Here is a 16,325-nt window from a genome sequence, read left to right as displayed (position 1 = left end):
ACCCCCCCCCCCCACGGTGCGACCCCCCGCTCCCCCCCCCCCCCTCCCCTCCCCCCCCCCCCCCCCCCCCCCCCCCCGGGCCCGGTGCGCTCCGGGCCCCTCCTCAACGGACCGTCGTGTTCGAACCGTTGAGGCGCGACGGCCCGACCGGAACGGGCCGGGCCAGCCACTCGGCGATGGTGCGGGCGATCGGCTGACCCGTCTCCACCTCGACGAACCCGAACTGCCCCGACTGGTTGCACTCCAGGAACCACCAGGTCCCGTCGGAGTCCTCCACGAAGTCGAAGGCACCATAGGCCAGTTCGGCCTCATTCAGATAGGACCGGACGCCCGGCGCGATGCACGAGGGCACCTCCGCCGGGCGCCACGGCGAGCCGGGCGAGGCGAACCGCACATCCACCTCGTCCGGGTCCGCTTCCCCGGCGGTCGCCTTGCGGGCGGCCAGCATCCGCTCGCCCACCACGGTGAGACGGATGTCGGCCCGCTTGGCGATCCGCCGCTGCAGCAGCGTCGGCCCGAACGCCACGGCGGCGAAGTCCGCGTCCGGCGCGACCCTGCTGGTCGGCACGGCCCGGGGCGGGTCCTGCGGATGCGCGCCCGACACCGGCTTGACCACCAGGTCCGGATAGCGCTCGGCGAACTCGCGGGCGGCCCGCGGGAAGGTCGTGATCAGCGTCGCCGGCACGGGCAGGCCGCACCGCTGGGCGAGACGCAACTGCCAGGGCTTGTGCCGGGCCCGGCGGGCCGCGTCGGGGTGGTTCATCCAGCGCGCGTCCGAGCCCCGCAGGATGCCGTAGAGCGCCTGGGCGGCCTCCTCGGTCAGCCATGCGGACGGCTGGGCCGCCCGCCCGGCGGGGGTGCCGGGCCGGCGCACCCAGACCGAGCGCAGCCCCCCGATGCTCACCAGCCGACCCCCGGCGGACAGATGGCCGCGGAACCGGCCGTGGACGTATTCCCCGGAGAGCGCGACGCCACCGGTCAGATCGGCGGGGTCGACGCGGACCACCGGGACCCCCGTCGCGTTCAGGTGCACGACCACCATGTCCGCGGTCACGTCCTCCTCGCAGGTGAGGATCAGAACGGTCATCTTCGGCGGCCCGTGGTCAGTCGTCGAAGTGTGTCTTGGAACCGGCGGTGGACGTCGTGGTGCCGAACTCTCTCAACAGGGCGAAGTCGCAGGCGGCGACCCGGCCGTCGCGGAGCACGTTCAACTGCTGTCCGGCGTCGTACACGTACGGAATGGCAGCGTCCAACTCCACTGCCGGGCGCGCGTAGTTGAGCGCGAACGGTTGCATCGTCTCTCCCTCGTCGGTACTGCGCCGACCAGACGGTGATCCAGGGGCCGTGCCACCCGGTCCGCCGACTTGTTTCGGCTTCCAGAGACTTATACGAATCGAACGGGTGGTTGGTTTCCTTACTTTCCGTAGTCATGGGCCGGTTGCCGGTCCGGCTGGTGTGCCGTGCTGCGCTCCCGTTCGCCGAGGGAGCCACGGACGGTGCGCAGAGCGAGCAGCAGGACGCCGATGTCGTCCAGGTACACGGGGTCGGGCAGTACGTCGGCAGGCAACACGAAGTAGAGCACCGCGCCCCAGAAGACCCAGCGGGGACCCGTGGGCAGTCCCGCGCGCCGCAGATCGCGCCGGGTCCGCACCAGCCTGACGAGGATGCCGACAGCGAGGGCGAGGACGACGGCCGCGACAACCGCGGCCAGGATGATCACCTCTGTGCTCGTATCCACGGGCTGCCCTCCTCCTGGCGTCCGCGACACGGGGTGTCTCTTCCTGGATTCCCGTTTCCGGCGGCTGTATTGCGGCCGGGCCCGACATGTCGGCGAGTCGGCGGATTCTCCCGTGCGGGCGATCATCCCGGTGGCTCACCCGAGTGGCACGGCGTGACGGGGGCGCCTAGTAATGGTCAGCGTAACGTCGCTCGTCACACGACGGGGGCGCAGGAGCGGCCGCACTCTTCCCATGGAGGTGAGTATGACCACCTGCTCTTCATCACCCCGCTCGAACGAACCTGCCATACCGAACGAGTCGTACGGGTCCGCTCAGCCGTCCGCCGAGACCACCGTCGCCACCGGCACCCACCAGGTGGAACAGACGAGCGCGCAGCCCGCCGGCTCGTACGAGGCATTCGGTCCGGCCGGGCGGCCGGACATCGAGCCCGGCGCCCCCGGCTGTCACTCGACGGACGGTGCGGGCGCCCGGCCCGCCGCGCCCGGCCCGGACCGGTCGAGCCAGGCCGCCGCCGGGCCCGCCACCCCGGTCGCGGACGATGCGGACATGAACTCCGGCCGGCCCGCCACGCCCGTCCCGAACCGGTCGGAGCAGGCGTATGCGCGGGCCGCGGCTCCCGGCGGCCCGGGCCAGCCGGACGAGGAGCGTGCCGGGACCGCCGCCCCCGGCTTCGGCCGGTCGGGCGAGGCGCACGCGCGAGCCGCAGCCCTTGACGCGGGCCAGGCGGACGAGGCGTCCGCGCGGGCCGCAGTCCCCGGCCTGGACCAGGCGGACCAGTCGTCGGCGCGGCCCGCTCCCTCCGGCTCGAACCCGGCGGACGAGCGGTCCGCCGCGCTGGGTCAGGACTGGACGGACCCCGCGGAGGCGCGCCCCGCCCCGACCGCACAGGACTGGCTGGATCCTGCTGAGGCACGGCCTGTTGCTCCCGTCCCGGACGGTACGGATGGTACGGACCGTACGGACCAGGTCCCGGCCGAGCCCGCCGCGCCCGGCCCGCACGAGGCCGCGCAGTCTCCCGCGCCCGGCCAGGACGAGACGGACCCGTCGGCCGCGCGGCCGTTCGTCATCCGCTCCCTCGACGACAACCCGGTGGAACTCCGGCCCGGCACCGGGACCGCCGCCGGTGCGCCGTACGGCGACGCGGTGAGCGACCTCGTACACGCCGCCGTGGCCGACCGGCCGCTGGAGGAGGTCGTCGACCTCATCACCTCGCTGGAGGAGTCGCCCGACCACACGCAGGCCAAGGTCGACGCGCTGCGCACCGCCGGGGTGAGCCGGCCCGTGGAGGACGTCTCCCGGCTGATCGCCCTGCTGACGAAGCCCCCGCGCGACGCCGACTGCGCGGACGAGGCGATCCGCGCCGCCGCCCACCGCCCGGTGGAGGAGGTGACCCGGCTGGTGACGCTCCTGCACAAGGAGCCGCAGATGCCCCACGTCCGCGAGGAGGCCCTCCGGGCGGCCGCCACCGGCAGGTCCGTCGGGGAGCTGGTCGAGCTGATCGACCGCCTGGGCCTTGAGCGGCTGGACCGCAACGGCCGTCCGCCGGCCGGGACTTCGAGCCCGGACGGCGAGACCGGGGAGCCGGAGAAGCCCGGCTGGCCGGGCAAGCGCCGTGCGGCACGCCCGGCTTCGGCCCGTGAGACCTACCGGACGCTCGGTGACCCGTCCGCGGACCGCGACCGCACGACGGACCGGCTCGGCAGGTCCGTGTCGTGGTCGGGCTGGATCGCCGCCCTGGCGCTGGCCGTCTGCGCGGTGGCCCACTTCCCGCTCCAGCGCGGCGACGCGTCCCTGCGACTGCACGCCGTCGCCCTCGGCCTGTCCGTGCTGTGCACGGTGCTGGCGCTGCTGCTGGCCCTGCGCCCCGTGGCACTGGTGCTGGCCGGGGCGGTGGTGGTGCCCACGGTGCTCGCCGGCACCCAGGCGTACGGGAGTTCCTTCCCCTCGGCGTCCCTGTCCCGGGCCGTGGACCTCGCGCTCGCCCCGCCATGGCTCGCCGCCGGAGTCTCCGTGTGCGCGGCGCTGCTGTCCCTCGTCGCCCTGGTCTTCCGCGCCCTCGCACCGATCGCCGCCCGGCAGTGGGAGGCCGTGCCGACGGCGGAGATGCGCGGTACGGCGGAGTGATGCCTGGAGAGCGCTCCTCAACCACGCGCCCGGGTGTGCCGGAGTGCCCGGTCGGTGACCCTGATGCGATGCGGGACCGGACCGACCCCTGACGCGGTCGATCCGGTCCCGCTGTCCTCGACGGGCCGCACACACGCAGGCGCCACTGCTGCAGGCCGACGGCGCCGGGCGGCCTGCCCGCTCGCCTCGATCCCGGCGACGTCGGCGCGCATGGGCACGGGCACGCGGGTACGACGCCAGGTCCGACTCGGCGAAGTCACCGAACGCGGCGTCCATGGCGCTGCCCTCGGTGAGCGCCATGCCCAGGCCCATCGTCATGCCGCCGGCGCATGCCGCTGACGCGAAGCGTGGTCTGCACGTGGTGGGCCAGGGCGTGGGGGACCTTCCCGGGCGGTCCGTACTGCCGTACGGAGCGCGTCTCCACCAGGGCACGAGTGTCACGCGCGCCGGGAAAAGGTCCTCCTACGGTTCCGACTGCCCCGACTGGGCGTCGGGGCTCTCCCCGTCCCGGGACGGAGCCGCGGGGCGCCGGGCCTTGAAGCGCTCGAACGTCCGGGTGAGCTGCTGCAGCGGGGACGCGGCCTGCGCACCGGACGGGTCCTGCCGGGGCGGCGGTACGGCCTCGCCGGACTCCTGGTAGGCGGCCAGGGCCTCGTGAGCGCGCTCGGCCGCCTCCCGGTACAGGTCACGCGACTTCGTCATGGCCTCCAGCGCCTCGGCGTACATGGCCACCAGACCGCGCTGGCGCTCCAGTTCCTCCTGGAGCGTCAGCAGGTGCCAGTCCTCCCGCAGCGCGGTGAGGGCGGCCGCGGCGCCGTCGGGCAGGGGGCTCGGCAGGCCGGCGAACCGCGTCACCGTCTCGACGAGGTCGACCGGCTCCGAGCCGTCGAGGAAAACGGCGCGCACGGAGATGGCCTGGGCGTCGTAGCCCTCCGGGGCCGGGTTGCCGGGCAGCACCACGGCACCGCCGCGCGGTACCTCGACGCCGGACTCCCGCAGGGCCCAGTTCAGGCCCCGCAACTGCTGCGGGGCGGCGTGATGTTCCACCACGCGGTGGCGCAGGCCCGGCGGAAGCCATCGTGCCAGCGGCGTACGCCCCCGGTCGTCGGTGGTCATCGCCTCGTGCACGACGACGTGGATGTGCCACCCGCCGCGCACGGCGTTCCGCAGCAGGCGGCGGATCTCCCGGTCGTCCTGGGGGAGCGGGTTGATCTCTCCCAGGGAGAGACGCGTGTCGGGGTCCTCGTCCCAGGCGGTGCCGGGCTCCTGAGGCCAGAACAGGCCGGCCGGGGACGGCCAGGCGTTGCTCCAGCGCTGCTCGGCCTCCGCGACCAGCAGCCACTCCTGCCCGCCGCCCAGGCCGGGCGTCACGCTCAGCCGGGCACGGACGGCCACCCCGTCGCCGGCCCGCCACCGGGCCTCGAAGACATGCTCCTCCGGGGCGGCCGCGTCCTCGGGCAGTTCGAGGAAGTCGTCGATGGTCCCGCTGTCCTTGCGCTGCTGCAGAGAGCGCCGGAGAACGTCTTCCGCGTCACCCGGGGCGTGGCGGCCGCGCGCGAGCCAAACCGTGGCGGGAGTCGGGGGGCGGACGGTGCTGGAAGTCGGCATGGGTCCATCTGTGAGCTGGGGTATGTGCGCCTGCCAGTATCGTCGCCGCAGGCCGACGGGTGCTACCCGGGGTCGCACCCGGCTTCGGGTGTCGGTTGGGTACATATCTACGAGCCCTCACCTGCCCGGCCGCCGCTCGCGGTGTGGTGGCCGCCCGGCGCGCCGGGGACAGCGTCCGGGTCGGCCGGGCCGCGGGCTGCTGTGTCGTTCTGGAGCCGTGCCGTCGGTCATGCCGACCGCTTACCCGTGCTGAGCTGTGCCATGTGACGCGGCGGCGGCGCGATGCGGTACCGGGCGGCGCCCTGCGGTGGTGCCGGGTGCGCGGGATGTGCGCCCTGCGCGCGGGGTGTGCGCGCCGCGCGCACATCGTCGGACTTCACGCGTGGCCCGCCCGGCGAACGGTACCGACAATGGTGCGCGGGCAGGACCCGCCCACCATCCGCATCGGGGCGGGTCCTGCCCGCCCTTCCCTTCTTGCGCCGGTCAGGTACCGTCCCGCGCCTTCACGAACCGGTGGGCGCCGGGGCCGCCGTGCAGATCGACCACGGCGGCGCCGTTGCCGTTGGCTCGGAGTACGGTGCGTACTCCGGTGGTCGTACGCGTTCCTCCCGGGCCGCACTTACCGTGACGCCGTGAGCCCTTCTCTCGCCGGGTACTGGGCGCCGCGTCGGGGACGGTCCACTTCGGCTGGTTCGACTACGAAGCCGCCCCGTAGCAGTGCCTGCGCCAGGTGGTTTCCGGGTATCGGCGTACAGCGGACCCCTCAGAGCGCGGTGCCCGTCTCCTCGGCCAGGGTCCGCACGAGGCGGTCCTGGAACGCCTCGTCGTGCACGGCGTCATGCGGCTGCAGCCGCCGGCCGTGGTACCAGTACCCGCCGGTGGTCAGGGCCTCCGGCTCGTCGCTCGTCACCAGCCACTCCTGCGTCCGATGGCCGAGTGCGAGGTCGTCGGGCGCGCCGGGCCCGCCCATCTTCGTCGGCACCCAGCCGGGATCCACGGCGTTGCACAGCACTCCGGGGCGCAGCCGGGCCACGGCGGCCGCGAGGGTCGTGACGAAGAGCTTGCTGTCGGAGTACGACCCCGCACTCCCGCCCCGCCAGTCGACCCCGTCCAGCGAGGGGCGCCCGCCGAAATGCGAGCCGCTGCTCAGGTACACCAGCCTGCGCGGCCCGCGGAGCAGGGCCGTCAGCAGATGCGGTGCGACGATGTTGACCGGCATGACCGCCGGTCCGCTCCACACTCCGGCGTTGTGGATCACGGCGTCGAGCGGAGGCGCCTCGTTCAGCTCGTCGGCGACGCGCCGCACGGCGTCCCTCCCGGCGAAGTCACCCACCACGATCCGGGCCCCCCGCCCGACGAGTCCGTCGAGGCTCGCCGCGCGCTCCTGGTTCCGGGCATGCACGACCACGTCGTGCCCCGCTGCCGTCAGCGCCTCCGCGGCGGCCCGCCCGAGCCCGTCGGTGGAACCGGTCACCAGGACTCGCATGAGACTGCCTCCCTCTGTCAACGTCGTGCCCAGTGTGCGCGCTGTGGGCAGGGGAGGTGAGGAGGAGATCGCTGGGGCCCCGTGAGGTCGGCCCGCGCTTTGTTCAGGGCCTGAAAGGTGGGTTAATCTGCGGCGTATTTCCTCGTCACGCGCACATCCGTGAAGACGGAAATGCCGGCACGACAGCCGGGCCGTCCCTTCGGTCCGGGGGAGTTCCGAGTTCTCGGCGTGCGAGGACTCCTGGGGAGCGGAACGAGGGTGCGCATGACCAGCGACAGCACTGGGGTCGTCGATGCGGTGCCGGGCGACCAGGAGCTGCGGCGGCTCCTGGCCGGCCTGACCGCCGTGCGGGACGGCGACTTCGGTACGCGGCTGCCGGACGACGCCGACGGCCTCATGGGCGACATCGCCAAGGTCTTCAACGGCATGGTGGACCAGCTCTCCGTCTTCACATCCGAAGTCACCCGGGTCGCCCGCGAGGTCGGCACCGAGGGGACGCTCGGCGGGCAGGCGGAGGTGCCGGGGGTCTCGGGCACCTGGGCCGACCTGACCGACTCGGTCAACGCCATGGCGGGCAACCTGACCACCCAGGTCCGCGACATCGCCCAGGTGGCGACCGCGGTGGCCAAGGGCGACCTCTCGCAGAAGGTCGACGTGCCCGCACGCGGCGAGATCCTCCAGCTGAAGGAGACCGTCAACACGATGGTCGACCAGCTGTCCGCGTTCGCCGACGAGGTCACCCGCGTGGCCCGTGAGGTCGGCAGCGAGGGACGGCTCGGCGGGCAGGCCCAGGTGCCGGGGGTGGCCGGTGTCTGGCGTGACCTGACCGACTCCGTGAACCACATGGCGGGCAACCTCACCAGCCAGGTCCGCTCCATCGCCCAGGTCACCACGGCGGTCGCCGAAGGCGACCTCTCGCAGAAGATCACCGTCGACGCGCGCGGTGAGATCCTGGAGCTGAAGAGCACGATCAACACGATGGTCGACCAGCTGTCGGCCTTCGCGGACGAGGTCACGCGGGTCGCCCGTGAGGTCGGCACCGAGGGCCGCCTCGGCGGCCAGGCCGACGTCAAGGGTGTCAAGGGCACCTGGCGTGACCTGACCGACTCGGTGAACTTCATGGCCGGCAACCTCACCGGCCAGGTCCGCAACATCGCCCTGGTCGCCACCGCCGTGGCCAAGGGCGACCTCTCGCAGAAGATCACCGTCGACGCGCGCGGTGAGATCCTGGAGCTGAAGAGCACGATCAACACGATGGTCGACCAGTTGTCCGCGTTCGCGGACGAGGTCACGCGGGTCGCCCGTGAGGTCGGCACCGAGGGCCGCCTCGGCGGCCAGGCCCAGGTGCGCGGCGTGTCGGGCACCTGGAAGGACCTCACCGACAACGTCAACGTGATGGCCTCCAACCTGACCGGCCAGGTCCGCTCCATCGCGCAGGTCGCCACCGCCGTGGCCCGCGGCGACCTGTCGCAGCGGATCACGGTCGAGGCCGCGGGCGAGGTCGCGGCGCTGGCCGAGGTCATCAACACGATGGTCGACACCCTGTCGGCCTTCGCGGACGAGGTCACCCGCGTGGCCCGTGAGGTCGGCACCGAGGGCCGCCTCGGCGGCCAGGCGCACGTGCCGAACGTCGCCGGCACCTGGAAGGACCTCACCGACAACGTCAACTCGATGGCCAACAACCTCACCGGCCAGGTCCGCAACATCGCCCTGGTGACGACCGCGGTGGCCAGGGGGGACCTGTCGAAGAAGATCGACGTGGACGCCCGCGGCGAGATCCTCGAGCTCAAGACGACGATCAACACGATGGTCGACCAGTTGTCCGCGTTCGCGGACGAGGTCACGCGGGTCGCCCGTGAGGTCGGCACCGAGGGCCGCCTCGGCGGCCAGGCCGAGGTCGAGGGCGTGTCGGGCACCTGGAAGCGCCTGACGGAGAACGTCAACGAGCTGGCGGGCAACCTGACCCGGCAGGTGCGGGCGATCGCCGAGGTCACCAGCGCGGTCGCCGAGGGTGATCTGACCCGCTCGATCAACGTGGAGGCGTCCGGCGAGGTCGCCGAGCTCAAGGACAACATCAACTCCATGGTGGAGTCCCTGCGCGAGACCACCCGGGCCAACCAGGAGCAGGACTGGCTCAAGACCAACCTCGCCCGGATCTCGGGCCTGATGCAGGGACACCGCGACCTGCCCGTGGTCGCCGAGCTCATCATGGACGAGCTGGTCCCCCTGGTGTCGGCCCAGTACGGCGCCTTCTACCTCGCCGAGGACGGCGACGACGGACCCGAGCTGCGGCTCGTCGGCTCCTACGGCTATCCCGAGGACAGCAGCCGGCCCGCTCGTATCGCCTTCGGCCGCACCCTGGTCGGCCAGGCCGCCCGCAGCCGGCGCACCATCGTCGTGGACGAACTGCCGACCGGCTACGTCACCATCTCCTCGGGCCTGGGCGAGGTCGTGCCGACCGCGCTGGTGCTGTTGCCCATCGTGGTCGAGGGCCAGGTCCTCGGCGTCATCGAGCTGGCGTCGGTCTCCCGCTTCACCCAGATCCACCGGGACTTCCTCGAGCAGCTGATGGAGACCCTCGGCGTCAACCTCAACACCATCGTGGCCAACGCCCGCACCGACGAGCTGCTCGTCGAGTCGCAGCGACTCACGGTGGAACTCCAGGCCCGCTCCACGGAGTTGCAGGTGCAGCAGGAGGAACTCCAGCGTTCCAACGCGGAACTGGAGGAGAAGGCCTCGCTGCTCGTGGCGCAGAACCGGGACATCGAGGCGAAGAACCTGCAGATCGAGCAGGCCCGGCAGGAGCTGGAGACCCGCGCCCAGCAGCTGTCGCTGGCCTCGAAGTACAAGTCGGAGTTCCTGGCCAACATGAGCCACGAGCTGCGCACGCCGCTCAACAGCCTGCTCATCCTGGCCCAGTTGCTGGCGCAGAACCCGTCCCGCAACCTCACGCCGAAGCAGGTCGAGTACGCGCAGATCATCCACTCCGCCGGCTCGGACCTGCTCCAGCTGATCAACGACATCCTCGACCTGTCGAAGGTCGAGGCCGGCAAGATGGACGTCGCGCCCGAGCGCGTGCCCCTGCGCCAGCTCATCGAGTACGTCGAGGCCACCTTCCGGCCGATGACAACCCAGAAGAGCCTGGAGTTCACCGTGACCACCGCGGCCGGCGCGCCCGCGGACCTGCTCACGGACGACTCCCGGCTGCGCCAGGTGCTGCGCAACCTCCTGTCGAACGCGGTGAAGTTCACCGAGCAGGGCGGCGTGGAACTGAGCATCGAACCCGCGGTGGACGACGAGGTGCCCCAGGGCGTGCTCCGGGGCGGTGCCGTGGTGGCCTTCCGCGTGAAGGACACCGGCATCGGCATCCCGGAGCAGAACCTGGAGACGATCTTCGGCGCCTTCCAGCAGGCGGACGGCACGACGAGCCGCAAGTACGGCGGTACCGGCCTGGGCCTGTCCATCACACGAGAGATCGCCCAGTTGCTCGGGGGTGCCGTGACGGTGGACAGCGCGCCCGGCCAGGGCAGTACCTTCACGCTCTTCCTGCCGGTGACCCGCCCCGACTTCGAGGAACTGCTCCACCACGGCAGGACCCCGGAGCGTGCCTCGGCCCAGCCCCTGCCTGAGGGGGCGTCCCATCCGGCGCCGGTGCCCCAGACCGGGCCCGGACCGCGGCCCCGGCGCCTGCTGGTCGTGGAGGAGCGGCCGCGCGGTCTGCTCACGCTCGTCGCGGAGAGTGTGGTCGCCGACCTGTCGCACGCTCGCACCGACGGCGGGCAGCGGCCCGCGGTCGACATCATCACCGCCGTCGGCGCCCAGGAGGCGGCCGGAGCTCTCGCGGCCGATCCGTGCCACTGCGTCGTCCTGGAGCTGGGCATGGGGGACGGCGAGGCGTCCCGCTTCCTCCAGGCACTGGAGGGCGACTCGGCGCTGACGAGTGTTCCGGTACTGGTGCACAGCAGCCACCCCACGGATGCCGCCCTGGACGAGTCGATCCGGTCCCGCTCGGCGGGCGGGGCACTGGAGTTGCTGTCCAGCCTCGACGAACTGCGTGAGCGCATCGCGCTGCACCTGTCCGCGGAGGAACCCGGGGACGTGCTGTCCCTGGTCCGGCCCGAGGAACCGCAGCCCCTGACACCGCCCCTCGTCGACGACGCGCCGGCGGGCCGCACCGTCCTCGTCGTCGACGACGACGCGCGCAACCTCTTCGCGCTCAGCGGGATCCTGGAGCTGCACGGCTTCCGTGTCCTGCACGCGGAGAACGGGCGCCGGGGCATCGAGACGCTGGTGAACAACCCGGACGTCGCCATCGTGCTGATGGACGTGATGATGCCGGAGATGGACGGCTACACCGCGACGGCGGAGATCCGCAAGATGCCGCAGTACACCGAGCTGCCGATCATCGCCGTGACGGCGAAGGCGATGCCCGGTGACCGGGACAAGAGCCTCGCCTCGGGCGCGAGCGACTACGTCACCAAACCCGTCGACACGAGCGACCTCATCGCCTGCGTCCGCCGCTGGCTGCCCTCCTGAGCACGCCGGCGCCCGACCCGCACGCCAGCGGGCCGGGCGCCCCGCAGGGCCAGCCGTTCCGCGCCCCAGGGCGCTGAAGCCGAGGAGCATCCACACCGTGAGCATGTCCGAGCAGCCGCGCGAACCGGGCCGGGCCGGTGAGCCGCAGCGCGACTCTGCCGCCGGCCCGGCGTCTTCCTTCCCGTCGGAGACGTCTGACGGGTCGTCGGTGACTTCCGACGGGTCGTCGAGGACCACCGGTGGGTTGTTGAGGACCTCCGGTGGGGAGGCGGGCGTGTCCGGTGGGGAGGCTGCAGCTCCTGGTGGGCGGGCGACGGCCTCTGATGGGGAGTCGGCAGCTCCCGGTGGGCGGTCGGCCGTGCCTGACGGGCAGCCGAAGGCCTCCGCTGGGGAGGCGGGTGCCTCCGGTGGGGAGCAGGCAGCTCCTGACGGGCGGGTGACAGCCTCCGGTGGGGAGGCGGGCGTGTCCGGTGGGGAGGCGGCAGCTCCCGGCGGGCAGCCGACGACCTCCGGTGCGCAGTCGGACGTCCACGGTGGGGAAACCAAGGTTCCCGGCAAGCAGCCGAAGGCCTCCGGTGGGGAGCCGGCGGCTCCCGGCGGGCAGTGGCTGATCTCCGACGGGCAGCTGGTGTCCGCGGACGGGCCGCTCGCGGAACTCGGTGGTGTCTCACCCGCCTCTCCGGTGGGCCGGCTGGCGGCCACTGTGGAGCGGCTCAGCAGGGAGGTGCGGGCCGCCCAGGCCGAAGCAGAGGGCCGTGCCCTGATCGAGCTCGCCAAGGGCGTCCTGGTCGAACGCCTGAAGTGCGGTCCCGCCCAGGCCGCCCGCCAGCTCGCCGAGCTGGCCGACCAGGCCCAGGTCAGCCCCCTGGAACTCGCCGTCGACGTCATCAACCAGGCCGCCCGGGACCGCATGTCCGAGGTGACGGACGCCTTCCTCGCCGCCACGAAGGCCGCCGACGAGCCGGAGACCGAGTCGGCCGCCGTGCGCCTGCGCGCGGCGGAGAGCGGCGTCCTGGCGGCGGACGACACCCAGGCCGTCGCCGACGCCCTCCTGGAGCAGGCGCTGCGCCCCCTCGGCGCGGTGGCCGTGGCCATATGGGCCGCGGGCGCCGACGGTTCGCTCAGCCTGGCGGGCTGTGCCGGCTTCTCCCCGGCCGAGGCCACCCGCTGGCGCTACGTCCCACCGGACGTGGTGACGGTGGCGCGGCGGGGCCTCATCGAGCGCGAGGGGCAGTGGATCACCAAGCTCTCGGCGACCGGACTGCCCACCGTCGGCCTGCACCAGCACCCGGACGGCGGCAGGGCCGCCCTGCCCGCCGGTACCGGGGGGCGCATCCACGGCGTACTGGAGATCGCCTGGCCGGTCCCCTTGGAGTCGCAGCCCCCGCAGATCGTCCGCCAGGTGGAGGCGCTGGCCGAACTGTGCGCCCACACGCTGGAGATGTACACGCCGGTGCACGGCGGGTGCCAGGAGCCGCGCGTCCTGCCGGACGCCGCGGAGCTGATGGACCTGGCCGACGGGCTGCACGACCCCGCCCTGGTCCTGGTGCCGCACCTGGACGGCGACGGCCACCTGGTGGACTTCCGCATCCAGCACGTGAACAGCCGCTTCCTGGACCCGGCCGGCCGGTCGCGGGCGGTCGTCAGCGGCGCCCTGCTGCTCGAGGCCTACCCGATGGCGGCCGGGGAGAGCGAACTCTTCCAGCGCGTCGAGCGCGTCTACGCCACCGGCGAGCCCTTCCGGGCCCGGCGCATGAACCTCACCGCCCTCGTCGACCAGGTCCCTCTCTCGGCGGTCGCCGACATCAGCATCAGCCGGCACGGCACCTCCGTACTCCTCATCTGGCGCATCGAGGACGAGACGGCGCGACTGGCGAGTCTGCTCCAGCACGCCCAGCGCCTCGGCCGTATCGGCGGGTTCGAGGAGAACGTGCTGACCGGTGAGATCACCTGGAACGGGCAGCTGTTCGACCTCTACGGACGCCCCCAGTCGAGCACCCCGGTGTCCCTGGAAGAGCTGCCGGCCCATGCCCACCCGGACGACGGCGTCTCCATCCGCCGCTTCCTGCGCACGCTGCTGCACCACCAGCGGCCGGCAGCCGCGGCCTTCCGGCTGCAGCGGCCGGACGGCGTGACCCGCCACATCCGGATCGTCGCCGAACCCGTGCTCGACACCGACGACCGGCTGCTCCTGCTCCGCGGCGCCTGCCAGGACATCTCGGCCCAGCACTGGACCGAGGTGGCGCTCGCCGCCACCCGTGACCAGCTGGCGCACACCGAGCAGCAGGCCACCGAACGCAACCGGCTGACCCTGCAGTTGCAGCACGCCATCATGCCCCCGACGCAGGCACCCTTGCAGGTGAGCGGCCTCCAGGTGGCCGTCCGCTACCGGCCCGCGGAGACCGAGCAGCTCGTCGGCGGCGACTGGTACGACGCCGTCGTCCTGCCGTCCCGGATGGTGCTGCTGTGCGTCGGGGACGTGGCCGGCCACGGCATCGAGGCCGCCACCAGCATGGTCGTCCTGCGCAACGCGCTGCGCGGCCTGGCGGTGACCGGGGCGGGGCCGGGCCAGCTCCTGTCGTGGCTCAACATCGTGGCCCACCATCTGACCGGCACCGTCACCGCTACAGCGGTGTGCGGCCTGTACGACCCGGTCCACCGGACGCTGCGCTGGGCCAGGGCGGGCCACCTGCCTCCGGTCCTCGTCCGGGGCAGGGAGGCGGCGCCCCTGCCCCTGGTCAAGGGCCTGCTGCTCGGTGCCGTCCCCGAGGCCACGTACGAGGAGACGGAGATCCAGCTGGCCCCCGAGGACACCCTGCTGATGTACACGGACGGCCTGATCGAACGCCGCGACCGCCCCGTCGAGGAGTCCCTGACCCACCTCCTGACCACCGCCCGTGCGGCGCCCACGACACTCGACCAGCAGCTGGACCGCCTGCTGACCTACAGCAAGTCGGACACGGACGACGACACGTGCATCGTGGGCATCCGGGTGGGCTGAGGGCATCGGGGCGCCGTAGGAGGAGAGACGCCGACGAGACTCTCGGGCTCAGGGGGTGTACACGGTGGGGCGGGGAGCTGTCGGCATCGTCAAGCATTCTGTCGAGTCTGCTGTTCGGCCCTGTTCGGATTCGTGAGCTTTTCGGTCCTCACGGATTGACAGCCGGGCGGCCCGCCGAGAACACTGCGTCAGACGCCTCGGGGTGAACTCGGTTGGATCCCAGTCGAATTGATTCGACGGGCCGCCGAACTCGGGTGTCGAACAGCACAGTTCGCGAAATCCCCCCATCCGCGCCACCCCCTCGTTCGAGGCGGGATTGCCTCGTGTCCGGCCGGCAGGCCGTGCGCGTTCCCAGTGGCCTGGCAGGCCGACGTCACCACCAGTCCGGGAAACTCCACCCCCACGACCCACTGTCCGCCGGCCGGGCCGCTCCCTGTGCGGCAGGCGGACAGGGAGGAGCGCCCATGTCCTCGACTCCGCGCCCGGTCCGGCTCCGCATCTCCGTCAACCCGTCGAGCGACCCGGCCGGCGGGCACGGCGGAATCCACCAGGTCGCCGCCTTCGCCCAGCGGGTCAAGGTGGGAGCCGGAGTGCGGGTCCCCGTTCACCGGCTACGTCATGGGCGCCTGGGATCCCGGCGCCAAGCGTCCCACCTCGTCATGGACGGCTTCACCCAGGCCTGAGCGACGGGCCGCCGACCTTCATCCGCACATCTCCGCAATCAAGGACGGGACCGTGATTGTAATGAGCATGGCATTGCGACGCCGGGGCGGACATGGCGCCCGGCTGGGATCAGCGGGCCTCCTGACGCTCGCGGCGCTCGCAGGCACCGTTACGGCGCACACCGCCGCCGCCGCGCCACAGGCACTGCCGGCAGGCTGTTCCGGCACCTCGCCCATCACCTGCCGCTACGCCGTCTCGCCCGGCACCTACGACGTGACGGTCTCCATCGGCGGGGCCACGGCCGGGCAGACCGAGATGTGGGTCGAGGCCCGGCGGCTGCTGCTTCCGGCCACGCGAACGGCGGCCGGAGCCGTCGCCACGTACTCGTTCACGGTCGACGTGCGCCAGCCGGAGGGCCAGCCCACCGGCCAGGGCGGCACCGGAAACCCCGGCCTGGACATCCGCTTCACGGGCGCCGGCCCGCAGGTCTCGGCCGTCTCCGTGAAACCGGCGGACCGGCCGCTGGTCGCCTACCTGGCCGGCGACTCGACCGTGTGCGACCAGCCAGTCGCCCCGTACACCGGATGGGGCCAGATGATCACGCCGGCGGTGCGTCCCGGCGCGGCCATCGCCAACTACGGCGACTCCGGCGAGAGTTCAGGAAGTTTCCTGAACAACTCCGCCCTGCTCCCCGCGCTGCTGGCGAAGGTGAAGGCGAACGACCCCGTCTTCATCCAGTTCGGCCACAACGACAAGCAGACCAGCGCGTCCGCCTACCGGAACAACCTCACCACCATGATCTCGCGGGTCCGGGCCAAGGGCGGCGTTCCGGTCCTGGTGACGCCACCCGTCCGTCGCCTGTTCGACGGTAACCGGCTCACTCCCACGGCCCTGCACGTCAACGGTGCCGGCGTGAACCTGCCCGCCGAGATGAAGGCGGTCGGTGCGGCGCAGCGGGTGCCGGTGATCGATCTGACCGCCATGAGCAAGGCCCTGGTCGAGTCCCTCGGGCCGTCCGCCTCCGCACAGCTCTTCCTCCGCTCCTCCGTGGACGGCGTCACGGACAACACCCACTTCTCGCAGTACGGCGCCACCCGGATGGGCGGGCTGGTGCTCCAGAGCATCCGGGAACAGAATCTGCCCCTCGCCGCCCACCTGCGCTGACCGA

General features: G+C 72.6%; 10 protein-coding genes. 5 read left to right on the top strand and 5 right to left on the bottom strand.

The window, feature by feature from the left end; genetic code table 11:
• Positions 1 to 103: 103 nt before the first annotated feature.
• From tgmB to ACZ5TL_RS06445, 3 genes are all read right to left on the bottom strand, one after another.
• Positions 104 to 1,087, bottom strand: coding sequence for an ATP-grasp ribosomal peptide maturase (tgmB, locus tag ACZ5TL_RS06455; protein WP_468588246.1), 984 nt, complete (start codon positions 1,085 to 1,087; stop codon positions 104 to 106).
• 16 nt (positions 1,088 to 1,103) lie between these two features.
• Positions 1,104 to 1,295 (bottom strand): putative ATP-grasp-modified RiPP, encoded by a 192-nt coding sequence (gene tgmA, locus ACZ5TL_RS06450; protein WP_333933193.1) that lies wholly within the window; start codon positions 1,293 to 1,295, stop codon positions 1,104 to 1,106.
• 119 nt (positions 1,296 to 1,414) lie between these two features.
• Entirely contained in the window at positions 1,415 to 1,738 is a 324-nt protein-coding gene (locus ACZ5TL_RS06445) for a YkvA family protein (protein ID WP_468588245.1), read from the bottom strand.
• Between the two features lie 244 nt (positions 1,739 to 1,982).
• Here ACZ5TL_RS06445 and ACZ5TL_RS06440 point away from each other — a divergent pair, with 244 nt between their 5' ends.
• Positions 1,983 to 3,863, top strand: a complete 1,881-nt coding sequence (locus ACZ5TL_RS06440) for a hypothetical protein (RefSeq protein ID WP_468588244.1) — start codon at positions 1,983 to 1,985, stop codon at positions 3,861 to 3,863.
• A gap of 462 nt (positions 3,864 to 4,325) precedes the next feature.
• Here the strand turns inward: ACZ5TL_RS06440 and ACZ5TL_RS06435 are convergent, their stop codons facing one another.
• Positions 4,326 to 5,471 carry a hypothetical protein gene (locus ACZ5TL_RS06435; protein WP_468588243.1) on the bottom strand — a complete coding sequence of 382 codons (1,146 nt, stop codon included), beginning with the start codon at positions 5,469 to 5,471 and terminating at the stop codon, positions 4,326 to 4,328.
• 763 nt (positions 5,472 to 6,234) lie between these two features.
• A complete protein-coding gene (locus tag ACZ5TL_RS06430; protein ID WP_468588242.1) occupies positions 6,235 to 6,957 on the bottom strand; it encodes an SDR family NAD(P)-dependent oxidoreductase in 723 nt (240 codons plus the stop codon).
• Positions 6,958 to 7,221: 264 nt separating this feature from the next.
• Here ACZ5TL_RS06430 and ACZ5TL_RS06425 point away from each other — a divergent pair, with 264 nt between their 5' ends.
• From ACZ5TL_RS06425 to ACZ5TL_RS06410, 4 genes are all read left to right on the top strand, one after another.
• Positions 7,222 to 11,493 (top strand): HAMP domain-containing protein, encoded by a 4,272-nt coding sequence (locus tag ACZ5TL_RS06425; protein WP_468588241.1) that lies wholly within the window; start codon positions 7,222 to 7,224, stop codon positions 11,491 to 11,493.
• A 628-nt stretch (positions 11,494 to 12,121) separates the two neighbouring features.
• Positions 12,122 to 14,494 carry a SpoIIE family protein phosphatase gene (locus ACZ5TL_RS06420; RefSeq protein WP_468588572.1) on the top strand — a complete coding sequence of 791 codons (2,373 nt, stop codon included), beginning with the start codon at positions 12,122 to 12,124 and terminating at the stop codon, positions 14,492 to 14,494.
• Between the two features lie 464 nt (positions 14,495 to 14,958).
• On the top strand, positions 14,959 to 15,177 hold the full coding sequence (locus ACZ5TL_RS06415; RefSeq protein WP_468588240.1) for a hypothetical protein: 219 nt from the start codon (positions 14,959 to 14,961) through the stop codon (positions 15,175 to 15,177).
• Between the two features lie 67 nt (positions 15,178 to 15,244).
• The gene (locus ACZ5TL_RS06410) at positions 15,245 to 16,321 is read left to right on the top strand and encodes a rhamnogalacturonan acetylesterase (RefSeq protein ID WP_468588239.1); all 1,077 of its coding nucleotides are present in this window, start codon (positions 15,245 to 15,247) and stop codon (positions 16,319 to 16,321) included.
• The last annotated feature ends 4 nt before the right edge of the window (positions 16,322 to 16,325 follow it).

It is taken from the genome of Streptomyces sp. NPDC033136 (assembly GCF_055578235.1).
The sequence above is the reverse complement of the archived record's forward strand: the minus strand, read 5'-3'. Positions and strand labels throughout refer to the sequence as shown.